The organism is Streptomyces sp. NPDC058000, assembly GCF_042886435.1.
Taxonomy (GTDB): domain Bacteria; phylum Actinomycetota; class Actinomycetes; order Streptomycetales; family Streptomycetaceae; genus Streptomyces.
The window spans coordinates 20,024-40,104 of sequence record NZ_JBHVQS010000063.1 but is presented as its reverse complement, the minus strand read 5'-3'; the positions used below and the strand labels follow the sequence as shown (position 1 = coordinate 40,104).

The following is a 20,081-nucleotide window of genomic DNA, read 5'->3' as shown; positions in this document are numbered from 1 at the left end:
CATCGACCCATGGAGCGTGTTCCGTGTCGGACCACCGGCCGCCGGCCATCTTCATCGCCGACGCGCTCGGCCTGGACTTCCTGAACTCGCTCGCCACCCCGGCAGGTGCCCAGGTCGACTGGATCGCCGACGGCGAGGGCCTGGTGGCATGGCTGGACCAGGCAGAGCTGGTGCCGGCCGAGGTGCTCGAGAAACTGCGAGCGGAGGCCATGCCAGGGGAGATGGACCTTGTCGCCGCCCAGGCGAGAACCCTTCGGGAATGGTTCCGGGGGTTCGTCAACGTGCGGAAGGGGCGGGCTGTCCGGTCCGAGGACGCGCGCGATCTGGACCCGCTCAATCAACTGCTCGCGCGCGATGAACAGTTCGTGCGGATCGTGGCCGGCGGACCTGCAGGCTCCAACGGTCTGAAACTTCGCACGGAGCGCCGATGGCGGACACCGGAGTCGCTGCTGCTGCCGATCGGACAGGCGCTCGCGGGGGTCGTCAGCCAGGAGGACTTCACGAACGTCAAGGCGTGCCAGGGGTCGGCCTGCACACTGATGTTCGCGGACCATACCCGGAGCCGCGCTCGCCGCTGGTGCAGTATGGCGACCTGCGGCAACCGCGCGAAGCAAGAGGCTCACCGAAACCGCGCCAAGGCACCACGCTGAGGCCGGCTACCTCGCCCGGGGCACCGCTTGGTTCCGTGACCGCCTGGTGGCCGCCGTCCTGGCTCCGTCGAGGACGGGGGGCGACTGCCGTTACTGACTTCGGCTCGTCAAGGTGACGCTGGATTGCCGAGGGTCAGGCCGGTGCCCGGTTGGCCAGGCGTGCGTCGCGGCCTCAAGATCCCACCCGTACAGGGTAATTGGCCTGATTGCGGCCTTCTGTAACACGCTTTGGGGTGGCGCAGGTGGTCCAGGCCCGCACGTATCCTCCGACCCAGTCGCGAACCTGCTGTTCGGTCACCATCGGTGCCGCCTCTCCGTGACGCATGTACACGGTCCTTCAGCCTTGGGCGGTGGGCCGGACGACGAGTTCGTTGACGTCCACGTCGGCGGGCTGGGTGAGGGCGTAGTGGACTGCTTCGCCGATCGCGGCGGCGGGGATCGCGATGCCCATCTGCTCCTCCACCGCGTCCTTGACTCTGCTGTCGCCGATGGACCCGGTCAGCTCGCTGCGGGTCAGGCCCGGGCTGATCACGGTGACCCGCAGCTCCCTGCTCTCCTGGCGCAGTCCTTCCGACAGGGCGCGTACGGCGTGTTTGGTGGCGCTGTAGACGGCTGCGGTCGGGTCGACCTTCAGTCCGGAGACGGAGGAGATGTTCATGATGTGTCCGCTGCGCTGGGCGTGCATGATCGGCAGGACGGCGGCGATGCCGTGCAGGACTCCGCGCAGGTTCACGTCGATCATGCGGTTCCACTCGTCGACCCTCAGTGCGTCCAGGCGCGACAACGGCATGACGCCGGCGTTGTTGACCAGGACGTCGATGCGCCCGTACCGGTCGTGGGCGGCTGCGACGAAGGACCGCACGCTGGCCGGGTCGGTCACGTCCAACTCGTGCGGGAAGGCACTGCCCGCCCGGGCCTCGATGTCCTTGGCGAGGGCGGCGAGGCGATCGGTGCGCCGTGCCCCGAGAACCACGTGGTGGCCCGCGGCAGCAAGCCGTCTGGCGGTGGCCTCGCCGATACCGCTACTGGCCCCGGTGATCAGGACCACCTTCGGAGCGGCCATGGTGGTGGACGGGTGGGGCATGTTCTTCCCTTCGTGGCGCCGACGGCCGCGTGGTGCGTCGGCCGGTGCCGCCAGGATGCGGGCGATCGCGCGCAGGGGGCAGGACGGGTCTTCCTGGGTGCGCCGCTCCTGGGAACCGACGACTACGATCCGGGCATGAGCGGCAACGAACTGGGGGAATTCCTGCTGGCCCGTCGCTCCCGGCTCAGCCCGGCCGACGTGGGCCTTCCCCGCTCCCGAGGCCGCCGGGTCAGCGGGCTGCGGCGCGAAGAGGTGGCCGTCCTGGCGGGTGTCAGCGCCGACTACTACGCCCGTCTGGAGCAGGGCCGCGAGCGGCACCCTTCCGGTCAGGTCGTCGATGCCCTCGCCCGTTCCCTGCACTTGGATTCCGACGCCTGCTGGCACGCCTACCGCCTGGCCGGGCTCGTGCCAAGGCCCCAAGCCCCTTCGCCGGACGAGGAGCGGGTCGCACCGGAACTGCTGCGGCTGATGGACGCCTTCCCGGCGGCAGTGGCCTACGTGATCAACCGACGCCTGGACGTCCTCGCATCGAACGCCCTGGCCGACGCCCTGCTCTCCCCGCTCGCGGACCCGCGCGGCATGTCCCGTTCCCTCTTCTGCGACGCCGCGGCCCGGGAGTTGTTCGCCGACTGGCACACCGTGGCCCGTGACACCGTCGCCGCGCTGCGGCTGGCCCACGGCCACGAGCGGCACGACCCCCGCACGGCCGCCCTGATCGATGACCTGCTCGCGGAGAGCGAGGAGTTCGCGACGCTGTGGAGCCACCAGAACGTCGGCCGTCTGGGCAACAGGACCAAGACCTTCCACCATCCGCAGGCGGGACAACTGACGCTCGCCTACCAGACCTTCGAAGTACAGGACGCGCCCGGCCAGTGCCTCTTGGTCGGCACCGCAGAGCCCGGAAGCCCCGACGCCCACCGCCTGGCCCTGCTGGACGCCCACGGCGCGGGGGGCGATCAAGGAGTCGTCGCGGGGCAGCGGTAGCGGCATCCGCAACGGAAATCCTCGGGGGCTTGCCGCGGGCAGTCGTAACCATTAGAGTTACGACATGGATGGAGGTGAGGGGTGACGTGAGCGCCAACAGTAGATTGACCGTCGGTGCACACGCCCTGACCTGGATCGGGCTGTACCAACGCCGCGGCCATGAGGTCGCCACGTCCGAACAGATCGCGACGAGCGTCAACACCAACCCCGTGGTGGTCCGCCGCCTGCTGGGCCAACTGCGCAAGGCCGGCCTGGCCGACTCGCGTAGGGGTGCCGGTGCCGGCTGGACGCTGTCGCGGGACCTCTCGGCGATCACTCTGCTCGACGTCTACGAGGCGGTGGAGTCAGGGCCGATCTTCGCCCTTCATCCAGCCCAGCCTGACCCTGAGTGCGTCGTTGGTCACGGCATCACACCGGCGATGACCGCCGTCTACGAAGGGGTCGAGGCCGCCCTCCGCAAGGAGCTGACGAGAACCACCCTCGAGGACGTGCTGCAGGACGTCCTGAAAGCCGCCTAGCTTCGATCATCACGCCCTGTCGGCGACGGGAACTCCCGCGCCGCTTCCTGCGCCCCTAAATGTAACAAGAATAGTTACGTCAAAGATTCGGAGAACGTCATGGGACAGCTGGACAACAAGACCGCCCTCATCACCGGGGCCTCCACCGGCATCGGCCTGGCCATTGCCCGCCGGTTCACCGCCGAGGGAGCAACCGTCTACCTCACCGGCCGCCGCAAAGCCGAGCTGGAGGCCGCCGTCGAACAGGTCGGCAGCCACGCCATCGGCATCCGAAGCGACGTATCGCAACTCGACGACCTCGACCGGCTCTTCGCCGAGATCACAGAGCGCAGCGGTCATCTCGACATCGTCGTGGCGAACGCCGGCGTCGGCGACTTCGGTCCGCTCGGCACGATCACCGAGGAGGGGTACGACCGCACCACCTCCATCAACCTCAAGGGCACCGTCTTCACCGTCCAAAAGGCGCTTCCGCTGCTGCCGGCCGGCGCTTCGGTGATCCTGCTCTCCTCCAGCGCGGCCCTGCGCGGCGTCCCGGGCCTGGGCGTCTACGCCGCCACCAAGGCCGCGATCCGCAGCCTCGCCCGCACCTGGGCCGCCGAACTCGCCGACCGCGGCATCCGCGTCAACGCCCTCACCCCCGGCCCCGTCACAACCCCCGGCGCCGACGAGCTGCGAGCCGCATTCCCGCAAGGCGAGGGCGCCACCGCGGCCACCGAGTCCGCCGCGCCGACCCCGCTCGGCCGAGCCGGCCGCCCCGACGAGGTCGCCGCCACCGCCCTCTACCTCGCCGGGGACCAAAGCTCCTTCACCACCGGCGCGGAACTGCTCGTCGACGGCGGCGCCACCCAGCTCTAGGGCGAAACCGCCTCTGAGAGGTCGTTTTCAGCTGTGATGCGCCGGTATTTCCTGGGTTTGAGCGTGCGGGATTACCGTGTACCGGGCCTCGATCACACAATGGGAGGCGGAGCTGATGGCGCGGCGTCCCAAGATGCCGAAGCTGATGGCCAACGAGCGGCCGCGAGTATGTCCAGAAGCGGCTGGCCGGACAGATCCTGCGACCGGACGGAATACCGGTCGCAGGGCCGCAGGCATCTGTGTGGAAGGGGCGCAACAAGCCCCGGCGGCAGGACCGCCGGTGGGCGACGGCATGAAGCCCGGGGCAGATCGCGAACCTGGCTCCGGATGAGATCAGCTTGATGAACTGCCGGATGCGGGCCCGTATGTCCGGTGGCGTGAGAGGAGGGCCGGGCGACCCGGCCCTCCTGCTCGATTCGCCGGGCAGGCCCCCGCCTGGCCGCAGCTCCGTGCGGGGCCGGTGGTGCCGCCTCACCCGTCTCACACATCTCTCACAAAAGAGAGCGCACGGGGAGCACGCGAACACCTCTGACCTGGACCTTTGCTGTCGCCACGGACCACGGCGGACCAGGTGGACATTACATAGGCTAGGAGCATGGCCTACGAAATTCCGGTGACGCAAGCCCGGGCCGAGCTCGCGGATCTGATCAACCGCGTCGTCTATGGCGGCGAGAGGGTGGTCGTGACCCGCCACGGGAAGCCCCTCGTGGCGCTGGTGTCCGCCGCTGACCTGGAGCGACTCGAAGAACTGGGGCGCCAGGAGGCGGCCGTCGAGCAGGAGCGGGTGATCAGTACGGTCTCCTCCGAGCAGCATCTCCAGTCCGCTCCGGGCGAACGGCAGCGCTTCGGTATCGCGGCGGAACACCGCGACCCGGCCGCCGGGGGCCGGCGACCGGGTCGGGAGAGGTGACCGCGAGGAGGCGGACGGCCGCGCGGTGCGGCGGCCGTCAGCGCTCTCGCGTCGTCAGGAGCTGAGCTGCCACACGGCGTTGGCGATGGCGTCGGTGTGGTTGTGCAGTGCGGTGTCGTCGATGTTCTTGGACGTGTCGCAGGACCGGTGGTAGCAGGCATCGAACGCCTTGCCCGCGGTGCCGCCCCACGCCTTCGCCTGGGCGTCGGTCTTGATGTAGTCGGCCCCGGAGAAGAGCCCGCCGACCGGGACGCCGGCCTGTTGGAAGGGGGCGTGGTCGGAGCGGCCGTCGCCCTCGGTGTCCCGCTCGGTGGCGATGTTCTTCGCGGTGAACCAGTCCTTGAAGAGCTTCTCCAGCTTGGCGTCGTAGCCGTAGACGAAGTAGCCCGGGTTCGGCGAGCCGATCATGTCGAAGTTGAGGTACGCGGAGATCTTTGAGGTGTCGGCGCCGAGGGCGTCGACGTAGTGCCGGGAGCCGACCATGCCGTCCTCCTCGTCGCCCCACCAGGCGAACCGCAGGTGCTTGGCGGGCTTGAGGTGTTCCCGGGAGACGGCCAGTGCGACCTCCAGGATGCCGGACGAGCCGGAGCCGTTGTCGTTGATGCCAGGGCCCGCGTCGACCGAGTCGAGGTGCGAGCCGGTCATCACGGTGGAGTCCTCGGCGCCGCCGGGCCAGTCGGCGATCAGGTTGTAGCCCTTCGCGCCGCCGCTGCTGAACTCCTGGACGGCGGTGGTGAAGCCCGCCGCGTCGAGCTTGCCCTTGATGTAGTCGACCGAGGCCCGGTAGCCGGCCTGGCCGTGGGCGCGGTTGCCGCCGTTGGCGTCGGCTATGGACTGGAGTTGGTCCAGGTGTGCCTTGATGGCGGTGACCGGGATGTCCGGTGCGGCCTGCGTCCTGGGGGAGGTGGCCTGGGCGGCCGCCGCGGTGCCCAACAGGGCGGCTACGGCGGTGCAGGCGCCGGCGGCGAGCGCCGCGCGGCGGATACGGGTCGAACGGGTCACGGAGGGCTCCGATGCTGTTGTGGGGGGTTGAAGTGCAGCGGAATTGTTGACGCGTGCATGAGCATTACGAGCCCGTTTGAAATCCGTCAAGAGCGGATACCGGACACCCGCGTTCGCGCATCGGAAGGGGTGTCGGGTTTGCCGAGATAATGCCGATTGATTACCTGGCACCCGCTCTTTTTTCCGCATTCCGGAAGGGGGTTGGGGGTGTGGAATTCGCCACCACGATTCGGTACAACCTTTGGGCCGCGGGGCGGAAAGTCCCCGCTCTCGAATCCGGCCGCCGGCCCGTGGCCAGCGGTGATTTCCGCGGTGTTACGTCAGGTGCGACAAGGGTTGCGAAATGTGCTGCCCGCCGTAACGGCGTCGAAATCTCGCCTAACTAGCCTTCCGCGATGGGGAAGTTGATGGTCAAGTGCTGGAAGTCGGTTTGCTTCGCCTTTAAACACTGTGTGGTACATCTATCGTCACGGGTGTGTCCATGCCTGTGACCTGGGTAAACGCGCCCGGGCGAAAACCTGTGAGGTGGAACGTATGCAACTGACCCCGCATGAGCAGGAACGGTTGTTGATTCATGTGGCGGCAGACGTGGCTGAAAAGCGGAGGGCGCGGGGACTGAAGCTCAACCACCCCGAAGCCATCGCCCTGCTGACGGTGCACATCCTTGAAGGAGCGCGGGACGGCCGTACCGTCGCCGAGCTCATGTCCTCCGGGCGCAAGGTGCTTGCGCGCGACGACGTCATGGAAGGCGTCCCGGAGATGATTCACGACGTCCAGGTCGAGGCCACCTTCCCCGACGGCACCAAGCTCGTCACCGTTCACGAACCCATCAACTGACCACGGGAGAGCAGACAATGATCCCGGGACAGATCCTCTACGCCGACGAGCCGGTGCGCCTCAACGAAGGCCTCCCCCTCACGCGCATGACCGTCCTCAACTCCGCCGACCGCCCCGTCCAGGTCGGCTCCCACTACCACTTCGCCGAGGCCAATCCCGGCCTCGACTTCGACCGCGCCGCCGCGCACGGCAAGCGGCTGAACGTCGCGGCCGGCTCCGCCGTGCGCTTCGAGCCCGGCATCCCCACCGAAGTCGAGCTGGTCCCCCTCGCGGGCAAGCGGATCGTCGTGGGTCTGCGCGGTGAGACCGGAGGTCCCCTCGATGGCTGAACTGACCCGCCAGGAATACGCCGACCTGTTCGGCCCGACGGCCGGCGACCGGATCCGGCTCGCCGACACCGACCTGGTCATCGAGATCACCGAGGACCGCTCCGGCGGCCCCGGCCGTGCCGGCGACGAAGCGGTCTTCGGCGGCGGCAAGGTGATCCGCGAGTCGATGGGCCAGTCCCGCGTCACCCGTGCCGAGGGCGCCCCCGACACCGTGATCACCGGCGCCGTGGTGCTCGACCACTGGGGCATCGTCAAGGCCGACGTCGGCATCCGCGACGGCCGGATCACCGCCCTGGGCAAGGCCGGCAACCCGGACACCATGGACGGCGTCCACCCCGACCTGGTCATCGGTCCGGAGACCGAGGTCATCGCCGGCAACGGCAAGATCCTCACCGCCGGCGGCATCGACACCCACGTCCACTTCATCTGCCCCCAGCAGGTGGACGAGGCGCTGGCCGCGGGCATCACCACCATGATCGGCGGCGGCACCGGCCCCGCCGAGGGCAGCAAGGCCACCACCATCACCCCCGGTGCCTGGCACATCGCCCGGCTCTTCGAGTCGATGGACAACCTGCCGGTCAACGTCGGCCTGCTCGGCAAGGGCAACACCATGTCCCTGCCGTCGATGCGCGACCAGCTGCGCGCCGGCATCCTCGGTTTCAAGATCCATGAGGACTGGGGCGCCACCCCCGCCGTCCTCGATGCCTGTCTGACGGTGTGTGAGGAGAGCGGCGCCCAGCTCGCGATCCACACCGACACCCTCAACGAGGCCGGGTTCCTCGGCGACACCATCGCCGCCATCGCGGGCCGCTCCATCCACGCGTTCCACGTCGAGGGTGCCGGCGGCGGTCACGCCCCCGACATGATCGCGATGGTCTCCGAGCCCAACGTGCTCCCCGCGTCCACCAACCCCACGCGGCCGCACACCGTCAACACCGTCGAGGAGCACCTCGACATGCTGATGGTCTGCCACCACCTCAACCCCGCGGTCCCGGAGGACCTGGCCTTCGCCGAGTCCCGGATCCGGCCCTCCACCATCGCCGCCGAGGACATCCTGCACGACCTCGGCGCCATCTCGATCATGTCCTCCGACGCCCAGGCCATGGGCCGGATCGGCGAGGTCGTGATGCGGACCTGGCAGACCGCGCACGTCATGAAGCGTCGCCGGGGCGCGCTGTCCGGCGACGGCCACGCGGACAACCACCGCGCCCGGCGCTACGTCGCGAAGTACACGATCAACGCGGCCCTCGCCCAGGGCATCGACCACGTCGTCGGCTCGGTCGAGAGCGGCAAGCTCGCCGACCTCGTCCTGTGGGACCCGGCGTTCTTCGGCGTCAAGCCGCAGCTGGTCATCAAGGGCGGCCAGATCGCCTACGCGCAGATGGGCGACGCCAACGCGTCCATCCCCACCCCGCAGCCGGTCCTGCCCCGCCCGATGTTCGGCGCCTTCGGCAAGGCGCCGGGGAGCAACTCGCTCAACTTCGTCTCCCAGCAGGCCCTTGAGGACAACCTCCCCGAGCGCCTCCCGCTGGGGAAGTCCTTCGAGGCCATCCGCTCCACCCGCGGCGTAAAGAAGGCCGATATGCGCAACAACGACGCCCTGCCGCGCGTCCACGTGGACCCCGACACCTTCACGGTGACCATCGACGGCGAGGTGGTCGAACCCGCCCCCGCCGCCGAACTCCCCATGGCCCAGCGGTACTTCCTCTTCTGAGTCTCCTGAAGTACCCGTCAATGAAAGATCCGGAGCACCATCGATGAGCCGCGCTGCGCTGCTCGTCCTCGCCGACGGTCGGTTCCCCGCCGGAGGGCACGCCCACTCGGGCGGCGCCGAACCGGCCGTCACCGCGGGGCACATCAAGGACGCCGCCACCCTGGAGAGCTTCTGCCGGGGCCGGCTGCACACCACGGGGCTGGTCGCCGCGGGCCTCGCCGCCGCGGCCGCGGCCGGCCTGGACCCGCTCGTGCTGGACGACGCCGCGGACGCCCGCACGCCGGTCCCGGCGCTGCGCCAGATCGCCCGCCGGCTCGGCCGGCAGATGATGCGGGCCGCCCGGGCCACCTGGCCGAGCCCCGAACTCGACGCGCTCGCCGCGGCCCGCCCACGCGGCGCCCACCAGCCCGTAGTCCTCGGCCTGGCCGCCCGGTCCGCCGGTCTGACACCGCTGGACGCCGCCCACGCGGTCGCCTACGAGAACATCAGCGGCCCGGCCACCGCCGTGGTCCGCCTGTTGAGCCTGGACCCCTTCGACGCCACCGCGGTCCTCGCCCGCCTGGCCGCCGACCTCGAACAGGTCGCGGAACAGGGCGCGGCTGCGGCGCACCGCGCCGTCACCGAAGGACCGGGCGCGCTGCCTGCCGCCTCCGCGCCGTTGCTCGACATCGCCGCCGAAGCACACGCCGCCTGGCCGGTCCGGCTCTTCGCGTCCTGACCTTCCGTCCGCCTACCGCGCCGCGTACCCCGCGGCCGTACGAACCACTGGAGTCACCATGCACCTCGACCACCAGGACGGCTTCCCCGAGCGCCACACCTACAGCGCCGCCGACCCGGTACGCCACGACGGCACCCGGCGCGCCCTGCGGATCGGCCTCGGTGGCCCGGTCGGCACCGGCAAGACCGCCACCGTCGCCGCCCTGTGCCGCGAGCTCCGCGACCAACTCTCCATCGCCGTCGTCACCAACGACATCTACACCCGCGAGGACGCCGAGTTCCTGCGCCGCGAGGCGGTGCTCCCCACCGAGCGGATCACCGCCGTGGAGACCGGCGCCTGCCCGCACACCGCCATCCGCGACGACATCTCCGCCAACCTCGAAGCCGTCGAGGACCTGGAGGAGACAGTCGGCCCGCTCGACCTGGTCCTGGTCGAGTCCGGCGGCGACAACCTCACCGCGACCTTCTCCAAGGGCCTGGTCGACGCCCAGATCTTCGTCATCGACGTGGCCGGCGGCGACGACATCCCGCGCAAGGGCGGCCCCGGCGTCACCACCGCCGACCTGCTGGTCATCAACAAGACCGACCTCGCCCCCTACGTCGGCGTCGACCTCGAAGGCATGGCGCGCGACGCCAAGGCCCAGCGCGGCGAACTCCCGGTCGCCTTCACCGCCCTCAAGCAGCCCGACGGCGTCCGTCCGGTGGCCGAGTGGGTCCGGGCTCAGCTGGCGAACTGGACCGCGGCCCAGGCATGACCCGTACCCTTCCGCACCCCGCGGCTCCGCAGGCCGCCGCCCTCCCGGCGGGCGGTCTGCGGGCCACCGCACGCATCGTGGCCCGGGCCGACGCACACGGAGTCAGTCGGCTGCCGGTCCTGGACGGCGGCGGCCCGTTCGCGCTCCGCCGCATCCAGTCACACGCCGACCAGGCCCGGGTCTGCGTCATCGGCGCCATGAGCGCCCCGCTCGGCGGCGACCGGCTGCGCATCGAGGCCACCGCCGAGACGGGCACGTCGCTGAGGATCACCGCGGCCGCGGCGACCGTCGCCCTGCCCGGCCGGACCGGTGACCTCGCCACCTACGACGTCCATCTGACGGTCGGCGACGGTGCCCGGCTCGAATGGTTGCCGGAACCGCTGATCTCCGCGGAAGGCAGCAATCTGCGGATGACCACGACCGTGGACCTCGCGCCCACCGCCCGGCTGGTGTTCCGCGAGGAGCAGGTGTTGGGCCGCAGCGGCGAGCACACGGGCGCACTGCGCAGCCGCCTGACGATCCGTCAGGCCGGCCGCACGCTGCTCGACCAGGAGACCGCCTACGGGCCCGGCGCCCCCGGATGGGACACCTCCGCGGTCCTCGGCGGCCACCGTGCCATCGGTCAACTCCTGCTCGCCGAGCCGGAGTTCGTCGACAAGCCGGCCGAGGTCCGGCTGCTCGGCGGCGCGCACGGCGACGGCCCGGCCCGGGGCCAGGCCGTCCTGGCGCCGCTCGCCGGCCCCGCCGCGCTGGCCACCGCGGTCGCCCCGGACGGCCTGTCGCTGCGGCGACTGCTGGACGAGGCCGCGGCCGGCTGAGGAGGCTCACACCTCCAGTTCGGCCTCCAGACGGGCAAGGCGGTGGCGCGCCAGCGCGAGATTGGCGCGCTTGCGGTCCAACACCAGGTAGAGGAAGAGTCCGCTGCCGTTCTTGCCCGTCACCGGCCGGATGATGTGGTACTGCGACGTCAGGGTGATCAGCATGTCCTCGATGGCGCCCTGGAGTTCCAACATCTCCATCGTGCGCAATTTGGCGCGCACCACATCGGTGTTCCCGGCCGCCGCCACGTTGAGGTCGAACGTCTGCGGATCGCCCAAAGTGGCCAGCGCCATTCCGCTGGTGTGATCGACCAGGGCGACACCTATCGCCCCCTCGATCGTCGACATCGCTTCGCCGAGAGCGTTTTCCATCTGTGCCATGAGGGGTCGGGCCTTTCCGTGGGTTTCGCTGGATTTCCGTCGTACGGGAGGGTGGGACTTCTCGCCGGTGGCCGACGGCCGTTGGTACGCGACCGTCGACCGGCGAGGAGGAACAGCCGGGCGACATGGACGGCCGCCGGACCGCAATCGCGGTGCGGCGCCCCGCGGTCAGCGGCCCGGCGGCGCGTCGAGCAGGGTCGCGATGCGCGCGGCGGTGCGCCGGGCCTGGAGGTGGAGCCGCCCCACATTCGTGTCCGGGCCCGCCACGGCGGTGAGCACGGCGCGGTTCCCGGCCGCGTACGCCGCGACGTAGCCGCGGCTGCCGCGCGTCAGGGACTCCTCGAATCCGCCCTGCCCGGTGGCGTCGGTCAGTCGGGTGGCGACGCCGATGGCGGCGGCGGTGAGCGCGGCCAGACCGTCGGGTTCGATGTCCGGCAGGTCATGGGCGATCACCATGCCGTCCGCACTCGCCACCATGCCGCCGTGCAGATGCCGGATGTGCGCACGCAGCGCGCGCAACTCTTCCCGGATCCCGGATGCGATCGCCTCGGTCTCGCTCGTCATCGGTCTTCTGACGCTCCTTCTCCTGACACGCTTTCCGAATACGGGGCTCATGGCCGGGGGTCACAGGGGTTCACAGGTTCTCCTCCAGTGCGGTGCGCAGGCGGACGAGGAGGGCGACGTCCGGATCGGCGGTCTCCAGCACGCCCGGGTCCGGCAGATGCCAGACCGGGGCGCCCGCGACGGCGTCCGGCCCGCGCCGCTCGGGCCGGAAGGCCCCGGGACGCCGCCTCGGCAACGCCCCGGGCGCAGGCAGCCGCACCCGCCCGGCCGCGGCCAGCCGCCGTATCTCCAACAGGGTCAAGAACGCCGACTGCCCCAGGGCGTGGGCGAGTTCGCCGGGGGTGCGGACGCCGTCGGCGTGCGCGAGCAGCCGTCGCTGCCGGCCGGTGAGGGGTGGGCGGTCCGGGAGTTCCGGCCGGATCGGGACGACCGGCGCGCCGTCGGCCGCCGCCCAGGCCCCCAGCCGGTCCAGCTGCGCCCGCCGGCGGGCCACCGCGGCCAGCAGGACGGCGGTGCCGACCGGGCGCACCACACCCAGCCAGTGCGCGTCACCGGGGGCGAAGGAGGTGGCGGCGGGCTCCGGCGGGAGGACGAAGCACGCCGCGTCGAGCAGCGCGGTGAGCTGGCACACCTCCAGCTCGCCGCGGGTCAACCAGCCCTGCTGGAGGAGGAATTGCCCGCCCAGGTGGTCCGCTCCCGCGGTGTCCGCCGCATGCCGCCAGAATTCCGCTGGCAGCCGTCCGGCGGTGGCGAGTCGGGCCCCGACGTCGGGCGCCGCCGGGCACTCGACGCAGTAGACCGCGCCCTCGTGGAGGTAGACACAGCCGTCCGGGCCGCGCAGGGCGCCGGTGGCGCGCTCGGCGGCGTACCGGTCGAGCGGGCCGGGCCGGCCGTCGCCGCCGGCGTATCCCGAACGTGAGGATGACGTAGTCGCCATGACGGAACGTCAGCTCGCTGCCAGCTCCGCGGCCAGTTCGCGCAGCCGTAACCGGGCGATGGCGAGATTGGCCTGCGCCCGGTCCAGCCAGAGGTGGAGGCAGGTCTGGCTGTCGAAGGCGGTGGGCACCAGGCGGATCAGGTGGTAGCTGTTCCCCGTGGTGATGATCAGGTCCTCCAGTGCCTCCCCGTCGCCGCCCGCTGTGTCGAACGTGGCGTTCCGGGTCACCGCCTGCACCACCTCGGCGGTGTCCGCGGCCGCCGCGTCACGGTCGCCGTGCGGGGCCCGGCCGGCCGTCCCCAGCGTCAGCCCGCTGGTCCAGTCGGTCAGCCCGGCCCCCAGGACTCCGGGTATCCCCATCGCGCGGGCCAACACCTGGTCGATACCGGGCACTTGACGTCTCCCTCCGGCGAGCACGCTGCACGGCGCAGCACACGGGCACAACGCGGAGGCTCCCCCACGTGGCGGTGTGTGGGAGAGCCTGCACGGAAGGTTACTGAAGGCGGCGCGGCCCGCACCGGCATATGCAGTAGCGCAGTGGCAATTGACCTGTTCTCGTCTCTCCTCGGCCCGTTGTCGGCGCTCTGTTGACCGCGGCCCTTCACCCGGGCCGCTGCTCACCCCACCAGGTCCCCGGCGGTCAGGGTCCGGCCGCTGAGCAGTCCCGCCTCCCGGTACGCCGCCTGCTGTGCCATCAACTGCCCACTATTCGGCCTGAGTTGGGGATCCCACTGGTACGGCGGGGAGTGGCGCAGCACGCTCGGCCGCTGCCCGGTGGCCTTGGCCAGGACGGCCACGTTCTCGTCCGACGTCCGGCCCGCCCCCTGGAGGTCGGCGGCGGCCCTGCGCAGTGCGGCCAGGAACTTCCGGGCGGCGGGCTGCCCCGCGAACCGCGCGCCGAGGACCACCCCGGACGCGACGGTGCCCTTCGGCGGTACGGCCAGCGGTCGGGCGGTACCGGCCTCCTCCATCAGCGTGCTGAAGGGCGCCGGCGGCAGGGCCGCGTCCGCACCGCCGTTGGCCAGCGCGGTGCGCATGTCGGGGATGGCGACGTTGACCACCGTGACGTCCTTGAGCGTCAGACCCGAGCCGCGCAGTATGGCGGCGAGCTGGTAACCGCCGGCCGCGCCCGGCCCACCCGAGACGGCGATCTTCCGGCCGCGCAGATCGGCCGGCGTCCGCACCGTCCCGGCGTCCAGCAGGCGGCTGGCCACCTCCAGGGAGGAGGGCGAGGGGTGCGCCCCGGTGGCGGCGCCCATGGACGCGGCGACCTTCACCCCCAAGCCCTTGGCCACCCCGTTGAACAGCCCGGCGGAGAACCCCGCCACCACCGCCTCGATCTGCCCGGTGGCGGCGAGCGGCACGGCGTCCTGGCCGTTCTTCACCGTCTGCAACGTGACCGTGAGCCCCGCCGCCCTGAAGTAGCCCTTGGCGTCCGCGAGATAGAGCGGGGCGAAGAGCGTGGACGGGACGTGGGCGACCCGGATCGCGGACCCGCCGGGCCCACCCGGGCCGGCCCCGCCGCTCTGGCAGGCGGCGATGAGCAGGCCGAGGACGGCCACCAGGAGGAGCGGCAGGCGGAGACGGCGCATCGCGGAGCGGACCTTCCGGTTGATGGGTCGGACGGATCGGACGGATCGGACGGGTCAGAGGGGCCAGAGAGGGTCGGGCAGGTCGGACGGGCCAGAGGAGGCCGGACAGGGCCGGACGGGATCGGGACGGGTTCGGGAGGCGAGCGCAGGGCCGGGACGCGGCCGCACCCCGGCCGTGGCACGCCGACCGGACCGGATCGCGGGGACGCACGGCTACCGGGACCGCTGCCAGGGCATCGCCCACCGCCCCAGCAGCGCCACCAGCCCGGAGAACAGCGCGCCCAGCACGGCGACCGCCACCAGACCCACGTACATCCGGTCGGGCTGGAAGAGTGTCCAGGCGTTCCAGATCAGATAGCCCAGACCGCTCTCGGACGCCACGAACTCCACGGCCACCACGACCACCACGCCCAGCCCCGCCGCCGTCCGCAGCCCCGTCAGCACCCCGGGCAGGGCGCCCGGCAGCAGCACGAAACGCAGCAGCCGCAGGCCGGACGCGCCGTACGAGCGGGCCGACTCCAGCAGCCGGGGATCGATCTGGCGGACCCCCGCGGCGGTGTTGATCTGGAGGACGAAGAAGACCGTGATGGCGACCGAGAGGATCTTCGGGGTCTCGGACAGGCCGAAGAGGAGCAGCAGCAGCGGCAGCACGGCGATCTTCGGGACGGAGTACAGCGCGGAGAACAGCGGGCCCAGGGCGGCCTCCGCGGTCCGCGAGACGCCCATCACGAACCCGGCCAGCGCGCCGGCCACCGCGCCCAGCGCGTACCCGGGCAGCAGCCGGCCGACGGTGGCCGCGGTGTCCCTGCCCAACTCGCCGGAGGCCGCAAGCGCGACGCACCGCGCCGCGATCCGGGTGGGCGACGGGAAGAGCAGGGTGTCGATGGCCCCGGCCATCGCCGCCAGCTGCCAGCCCAGCAGCAGTACCACGGGCACCGCGAGCCCCAGTGCGGCGTGCCACCAGGCGGTCCGCCGGGCCCGTACGGCGACCGCGCGGGCCGCCACCGCGGCGTCAGGGGCGGCGGTCTCCACGGGACGGGTCGGGGCGGTCACCGGGCACCCACCGACAACTCGCCGCGCAGCCGGTCCCAGAGCCGGGCGCGCAACCGGCCGAACTCCGGGCCGTCCTGGATACCGGGATCGCGGGGCCGCGGGAACGGCACCGTGAGCTCCTCGGTGATCCGGCCCGGCCGCGCCGACATCACCAGCACCCGGTCGCCCAGCAACAGCGCCTCGTCGAGGGAGTGGGTCACCAGCACCACGGTCTTGCGCTCCTCCTGCCACAGGGCGAGCAGTTGCTCCTGCATCAGCCGGCGGGTCTGCGGGTCCAGCGACCCCAGCGGTTCGTCCATCAGCAGCACCGGACTGCCGGTGGTGAACGCCCGTGCGAGCGCGAGCCGTTGGCGCATCCCGCCGGACAGTTGGTCCGGATAGCCGTCGGCGAACTCGGCCAGTTCCATGCGCCGCAGCCAGGCGTCCGCGGCCCGTTCGGCGTCCCGGCGGCGCACCCCGGCCATCCGCAAGCCGAAGGCGGCGTTGGCGCGGACCGTCAGCCAGGGGAGTACGGCGAAGTCCTGGAAGACGAACGCGGTGGCGGGGACCGGTGGTCGGCCCGGATGCCGCGTCACGCTGCCCGCCGACGGCTCGATCAGCCCGCCGAGTATCCGCAGCAGGGTGGACTTCCCACATCCCGACGGGCCGACGACGCAGACGAACTCGCCTTCGTGCACGGTCAACGAGACGCCGTCGAGAGCCTGTACGACACGGCCGTCGGCGGACCGGAAGAACTTGCCGATGTCCCGGCCGGACACCATGGGGGGCGGCGTGGTCATGCCCGGAGAATTACCCGCTGCCACGCCCCCCGATCCACGAGGTACGCAACCGTGCGATTCCTACAGCTTGGTAAAGAAATTGTGGCCAAATCTGTTCAAGTGTGGCCCGTACACGACAGGATCCCCCCATAGCTCTGTGAACACCGCCGCCACAAACGGCGCACCATGCTGGGGGAACAACCACGTGAAACGAACAGTAGCGCTCGGCGCTGCCGGCACCTTGGTGACCGGCGCGCTCCTCGCCGGCGCGATAGCCACACCGGCCACCGCCGGCGAGCGGCGCCCCGGCGGCACGACCGAGGCGCGCGGAGTCGCGCTCGCCGCCGCCCGGGCCGCCAAGGCAGGCATCAAGTGGCAGGACTGCCCTGCCGACTGGGGACTGAAGGCCCCGGTCCAGTGCGGCTACGTCACCGTCCCGGTCGACTACGCCAAGCCCAACGGTCGGACCATCAAACTCGCCGTCGACCGCGCCGTCGCCACCGGCGGCCCGCAGCAGCGGCAGGGCGCCCTCCTCTACAACCCCGGCGGCCCCGGCGGCTCGGGCATGCGCTTCCCGACCCGCATCACCAACAAGAGCGCGCTGTGGGCCAAGACCGCCCAGGCGTACGACTTCGTGGGCTTCGACCCCCGGGGCGTGGGCCACTCCGCGCCGATCTCCTGCCAGGACCCGCAGGAGTTCGTCAAGGCCCCCAAGGCCGACCCGGTGCCGGGCAGCGAGGCGGACAAGCGCGCCCAGCGCAAGCTCGCCAAGCAGTACGCGCAGGGCTGCCTGGAGCGCAGCGGCGACCTCCTGCCGTACATGACGACGCCGAACACCGCCCGCGACCTGGACGTGATCCGCGCCGCGCTGGGCGAGAAGAAGCTCAACTACCTCGGCGTCTCCTACGGCACCTACCTCGGCGCCGTCTACGCCACGCTCTTCCCGGACCACGTCCGCCGGATGCTCGTCGACAGCGTCGTCAACCCCTCCCGCAAGAAGATCTGGTACCAGACCAACCTCGACCAGGACATCGCCTTCGAGACCCGCTGGGGCGACTGGAAGAAGTGGGTAGCCAAGAACGACGCCGCCTACCACATCGGTGACACGCCGGAGAAGGTCCAGGCCGCCTGGGAGAAGCTGCGCGGCACCGCCAAGCAGCACCCCATCGGCGGCGTGGTCGGCCCCGCCGAGCTCACCGGCTTCTTCCAGAACGCGCCGTACTACGACGACTCGTGGGCCGAGGTCGCCGGGGTCTGGAGCGCGTACCTGGCCGGAAACACCAAGCCGCTGATCGACAACGCCGGTCCGCACCCCGACGACAAGGCCGGCAACATCAAGGCCGAGAACGGCAACGCCGTCTACACCGCCGTCGAGTGCACCGACACCAAGTGGCCCACCAACTGGCAGAAGTGGGACCGCGACAACACCCGCATCCACCAGCAGGCACCGTTCATGACCTGGGCCAACGCCTGGATGAACCTGCCCTGCGCCACCTGGCCGGTCAAGCAGCAGAACTCCGTCGAGGTCAAGACCGGCAAGGGCCTGCCGCCGGTCCTGATCGTGCAGAGCACCCGTGACGCGGCGACCCCGTACGACGGCGCCGTCGAGCTGCACAAGCGGTTCGCGGGCTCCCGCCTGATCACCGAGCGGGACGCCGGTTCGCACGGCGTCACCGGTCTGGTCAACCCCTGCATCAACGACCGCGTCGACGCGTACTTCCTGAAGGGCACCACGGACCCGAAGGACGTCACGTGCGCCCCGCACGCCACGCCCGTCCCGGCGAAGCAGACGGCCAAGGCCGCCGGCTGATCCACCGCCGGGGGCGGTCGGGAGGATCCCTCCCGACCGCCCCCGGTCCTCCGTGGCCCCCGCGCAACCTCGTCGTCAGGCCGGGAACACCGCGGCGAACGCCGCCCTGTTGGGGGAGTCCACCCGGCGGTCCGGCACGGCGAAAACGACACGGGTGAACCACCCCGCGAAGCGGCCGCCGGGCAGCAGGAGCCCCGCGAACGCCTCGGCCACCTGGGCCGGTTCATTGCGGAACACCCCGCACCCCCAGGCCCCGAGCACCAGTTGGCGGTACCCGCCCGCCGGTGGCCCGACCACCGCCCCGGTCGGCGGCGCGCCGCGCCGCACCCCCTGGGCCGCGGCCTCCAACACCCGCTCGGCACGCGCCGCCAGCGCCGCCGGCAACCGTCCCACCTCGTCCGGCCGCTGCCGGGCGATCACCCCCGCGTTCGGCGCCGCCGCCGTCAGGAACCCCGCCTCGTAGGGCGCCTCGCGCAGCCGGCCGCGGTCGTCGCGGAACACCGGCACACCGGGGGAGAGGATCACCCGGTCGCTGTAGAACGGACTCGGGTCGGCCCGGTGCGCCGCATAGAACTCCGGCGCCGCGCGAACACAGGCGTACAGCGCCGAGCCGCGGCACAGCGCCTCCTCCTGCGCCTGCGCGCCCTTGAGGTACCCGCCACCGGGATTGCGGGCCGACGCGAAGTTCAACACCGCGACCGGACCGAACTCACCGGCCGCCGCGGCCAGTCGCCCGCCGGCCGTCAGACTGCCCTCCGCCGTCACCTCGAACACCGTCCGCAGGCCCGGCGTCGCCCCGGTCACCGCCACCGGTCCCGGCCCGTACAGCCGGGTCCCGGCCCGAGCCCGGGCCACCGCCGCCGCGAAGTCCACCGTCCGTCCGCCCGGCGTGCGGTAGCTGGCCGCCGCGACGATCCGCTCCGTCTCCTGCGCCATCCCGCGCAGCCGGGCGCTCACCGGCGCCACCCCCGTATCCGTACACTCACGGAGCTCACCGTAGGGGCGGCCGCCGCGCTCCGCGAACGGTTATCCCGCCCGCCCCGGACCGCCCGCCCCGCTGCCGCCGCCGGGCCCCCGCCGCCCGTGCGCCCGCGCCGCCGCCTGCGCCGCGGCCTTGGCGTCCGTGGCGTACTCGTCCACGTACTCCTGCCCGGACAGCGTGAGGATGGCGTACATGATCTCGTCGGTGACGGCCCGCAGCGCGATGCGCTCGTCCACCAGGTCCGCGTACCGCGAGAACTCCAGCGGCGGCCCGAAGCGGACCGTGACCCGCATCGCCCGCGGCAGCCGCCGCCCGGTCGGCTGCGCCTCGAACGTCCCGATCATCGCGCACGGCACCACCGGCACCCCCGCCTTGAGGGCCAGCGCCGCCACCCCGGTGCGCCCCTTGTACAGCCGCCCGTCGTGCGAGCGGGTGCCCTCCGGATAGATCCCCAGCAGCCGCCCCTTGCGCAGCACCGACAGCCCCGAGGAGAGCGCCGCCTCCGAGGCCCGGCCCCCGGAGCGGTCCACCGGGATCTGCCCGACCCCGCGGAAGAACGCCGCGGTCAGCCGCCCCTTGAGCCCGGCCCCGGTGAAGTACTCGGACTTCGCCAGGAACGTCACCCGGCGCGGCACGAGCGCCGGCATCACGAAGTGGTCCGCGAACGACAGGTGGTTGCCCGCGATGATCGCCGGCCCCTCGTCGGGCACCTGCGCCAGCCCCTCCACCCGCGGCCGGAAGATCAGCCGCAGCAGCGGGCCCAGCAGGACGTACTTCAACACCTGGTACAGCACGGCGGCCCCCTCTTCCGTCCCCCGGACCACCGGCGCG

Annotated in this window: 23 protein-coding genes and 1 pseudogene; 13 read left to right on the top strand and 11 right to left on the bottom strand. The window is 71.6% G+C overall.

Translation table 11 applies throughout. The features are described 5' to 3' along the window. Nucleotides 1-23 precede the first annotated feature (23 nt). Nucleotides 24-650 (top strand): CGNR zinc finger domain-containing protein, encoded by a 627-nt coding sequence (locus tag ACFVT2_RS36610; RefSeq protein ID WP_390025210.1) that lies wholly within the window; start codon nt 24-26, stop codon nt 648-650. Nucleotides 651-987: 337 nt separating this feature from the next. Here the strand turns inward: ACFVT2_RS36610 and ACFVT2_RS36605 are convergent, their stop codons facing one another. Further along, nucleotides 988-1,734 (bottom strand): SDR family oxidoreductase, encoded by a 747-nt coding sequence (locus ACFVT2_RS36605; RefSeq protein ID WP_390025208.1) that lies wholly within the window; start codon nt 1,732-1,734, stop codon nt 988-990. Nucleotides 1,735-1,869: 135 nt separating this feature from the next. Here ACFVT2_RS36605 and ACFVT2_RS36600 point away from each other — a divergent pair, with 135 nt between their 5' ends. The 5 genes and pseudogenes from ACFVT2_RS36600 (at nt 1,870) to ACFVT2_RS36580 (ending at nt 5,001) form a co-directional block, all read left to right on the top strand. Beyond that, nucleotides 1,870-2,718: a helix-turn-helix domain-containing protein gene (locus ACFVT2_RS36600; RefSeq protein WP_390025206.1), complete on the top strand. Its 849-nt coding sequence runs from the start codon at nt 1,870-1,872 to the stop codon at nt 2,716-2,718. An 86-nt stretch (nt 2,719-2,804) separates the two neighbouring features. Then, the gene (locus tag ACFVT2_RS36595; protein WP_390025204.1) at nt 2,805-3,236 is read left to right on the top strand and encodes an Rrf2 family transcriptional regulator; all 432 of its coding nucleotides are present in this window, start codon (nt 2,805-2,807) and stop codon (nt 3,234-3,236) included. Between the two features lie 99 nt (nt 3,237-3,335). Beyond that, complete coding sequence (locus ACFVT2_RS36590; protein ID WP_390025202.1) at nt 3,336-4,091, top strand: SDR family NAD(P)-dependent oxidoreductase; 756 nt, start codon at nt 3,336-3,338, stop codon at nt 4,089-4,091. A 79-nt stretch (nt 4,092-4,170) separates the two neighbouring features. Continuing rightward, nucleotides 4,171-4,384 (top strand): annotated as a pseudogene (locus ACFVT2_RS36585) (IS30 family transposase); the annotation flags it as partial. Nucleotides 4,385-4,686: 302 nt separating this feature from the next. After that, on the top strand, nt 4,687-5,001 hold the full coding sequence (locus ACFVT2_RS36580) for a type II toxin-antitoxin system Phd/YefM family antitoxin (RefSeq protein WP_390025200.1): 315 nt from the start codon (nt 4,687-4,689) through the stop codon (nt 4,999-5,001). A gap of 54 nt (nt 5,002-5,055) precedes the next feature. Here the strand turns inward: ACFVT2_RS36580 and ACFVT2_RS36575 are convergent, their stop codons facing one another. Further along, a complete protein-coding gene (locus tag ACFVT2_RS36575) occupies nt 5,056-6,003 on the bottom strand; it encodes a M28 family metallopeptidase (RefSeq protein ID WP_390025198.1) in 948 nt (315 codons plus the stop codon). A 534-nt stretch (nt 6,004-6,537) separates the two neighbouring features. Between ACFVT2_RS36575 and ACFVT2_RS36570 the strand changes: the two genes are divergently transcribed. Genes ACFVT2_RS36570 through ACFVT2_RS36545 form a run of 6 tightly spaced genes read left to right on the top strand, consistent with a single transcriptional unit; the run spans nt 6,538 to nt 11,173 of the window. Continuing rightward, nucleotides 6,538-6,840: an urease subunit gamma gene (locus ACFVT2_RS36570; RefSeq protein WP_016572110.1), complete on the top strand. Its 303-nt coding sequence runs from the start codon at nt 6,538-6,540 to the stop codon at nt 6,838-6,840. Nucleotides 6,841-6,857: 17 nt separating this feature from the next. Further along, entirely contained in the window at nt 6,858-7,169 is a 312-nt protein-coding gene (locus tag ACFVT2_RS36565; RefSeq protein ID WP_390025196.1) for an urease subunit beta, read from the top strand. After that, a complete protein-coding gene (locus ACFVT2_RS36560) occupies nt 7,162-8,883 on the top strand; it encodes an urease subunit alpha (protein ID WP_390025194.1) in 1,722 nt (573 codons plus the stop codon). The genes ACFVT2_RS36565 and ACFVT2_RS36560 overlap by 8 nt, the downstream gene beginning before the upstream one ends. Nucleotides 8,884-8,926: 43 nt before the next feature. Continuing rightward, nucleotides 8,927-9,601 (top strand): urease accessory protein UreF, encoded by a 675-nt coding sequence (locus ACFVT2_RS36555; protein ID WP_390025192.1) that lies wholly within the window; start codon nt 8,927-8,929, stop codon nt 9,599-9,601. Nucleotides 9,602-9,659: 58 nt separating this feature from the next. Continuing rightward, a complete protein-coding gene (gene ureG, locus ACFVT2_RS36550) occupies nt 9,660-10,355 on the top strand; it encodes an urease accessory protein UreG (protein ID WP_390025191.1) in 696 nt (231 codons plus the stop codon). After that, nucleotides 10,352-11,173 (top strand): urease accessory protein UreD, encoded by an 822-nt coding sequence (locus tag ACFVT2_RS36545; protein WP_390025189.1) that lies wholly within the window; start codon nt 10,352-10,354, stop codon nt 11,171-11,173. The genes ureG and ACFVT2_RS36545 overlap by 4 nt, the downstream gene beginning before the upstream one ends. A 6-nt stretch (nt 11,174-11,179) precedes the next feature. Here ACFVT2_RS36545 and ACFVT2_RS36540 read toward each other — a convergent pair whose 3' ends face one another. The 7 genes from ACFVT2_RS36540 to ACFVT2_RS36510 all read right to left on the bottom strand — a co-directional run bounded on the left by ACFVT2_RS36540 (nt 11,180) and on the right by ACFVT2_RS36510 (nt 16,479). Continuing rightward, nucleotides 11,180-11,554 (bottom strand): hypothetical protein, encoded by a 375-nt coding sequence (locus tag ACFVT2_RS36540; RefSeq protein ID WP_390025187.1) that lies wholly within the window; start codon nt 11,552-11,554, stop codon nt 11,180-11,182. Between the two features lie 168 nt (nt 11,555-11,722). Further along, the gene (locus ACFVT2_RS36535; RefSeq protein ID WP_390025185.1) at nt 11,723-12,118 is read right to left on the bottom strand and encodes a roadblock/LC7 domain-containing protein; all 396 of its coding nucleotides are present in this window, start codon (nt 12,116-12,118) and stop codon (nt 11,723-11,725) included. 70 nt (nt 12,119-12,188) lie between these two features. After that, a complete protein-coding gene (locus tag ACFVT2_RS36530; protein ID WP_390025183.1) occupies nt 12,189-13,055 on the bottom strand; it encodes a hypothetical protein in 867 nt (288 codons plus the stop codon). A gap of 9 nt (nt 13,056-13,064) precedes the next feature. After that, nucleotides 13,065-13,448 (bottom strand): hypothetical protein, encoded by a 384-nt coding sequence (locus ACFVT2_RS36525; protein ID WP_390025181.1) that lies wholly within the window; start codon nt 13,446-13,448, stop codon nt 13,065-13,067. A gap of 224 nt (nt 13,449-13,672) precedes the next feature. After that, nucleotides 13,673-14,647, bottom strand: a complete 975-nt coding sequence (locus tag ACFVT2_RS36520; RefSeq protein ID WP_390025179.1) for an ABC transporter substrate-binding protein — start codon at nt 14,645-14,647, stop codon at nt 13,673-13,675. 213 nt (nt 14,648-14,860) lie between these two features. After that, the gene (locus ACFVT2_RS36515) at nt 14,861-15,700 is read right to left on the bottom strand and encodes an ABC transporter permease (protein WP_390025177.1); all 840 of its coding nucleotides are present in this window, start codon (nt 15,698-15,700) and stop codon (nt 14,861-14,863) included. Beyond that, a complete protein-coding gene (locus ACFVT2_RS36510) occupies nt 15,697-16,479 on the bottom strand; it encodes an ABC transporter ATP-binding protein (RefSeq protein ID WP_390025175.1) in 783 nt (260 codons plus the stop codon). The genes ACFVT2_RS36515 and ACFVT2_RS36510 overlap by 4 nt, the downstream gene beginning before the upstream one ends. Nucleotides 16,480-16,663: 184 nt before the next feature. On the opposite strand from ACFVT2_RS36510, the gene ACFVT2_RS36505 reads away from it, so the two are divergent. Beyond that, a complete protein-coding gene (locus ACFVT2_RS36505) occupies nt 16,664-18,268 on the top strand; it encodes an alpha/beta hydrolase (RefSeq protein WP_390025173.1) in 1,605 nt (534 codons plus the stop codon). A 75-nt stretch (nt 18,269-18,343) separates the two neighbouring features. Here ACFVT2_RS36505 and ACFVT2_RS36500 read toward each other — a convergent pair whose 3' ends face one another. Then, nucleotides 18,344-19,225 (bottom strand): TIGR02452 family protein, encoded by an 882-nt coding sequence (locus ACFVT2_RS36500; RefSeq protein ID WP_390025240.1) that lies wholly within the window; start codon nt 19,223-19,225, stop codon nt 18,344-18,346. A 69-nt stretch (nt 19,226-19,294) separates the two neighbouring features. Beyond that, nucleotides 19,295-20,044, bottom strand: coding sequence for a lysophospholipid acyltransferase family protein (locus ACFVT2_RS36495; RefSeq protein WP_390025238.1), 750 nt, complete (start codon nt 20,042-20,044; stop codon nt 19,295-19,297). Nucleotides 20,045-20,081: the final 37 nt, after the last annotated feature.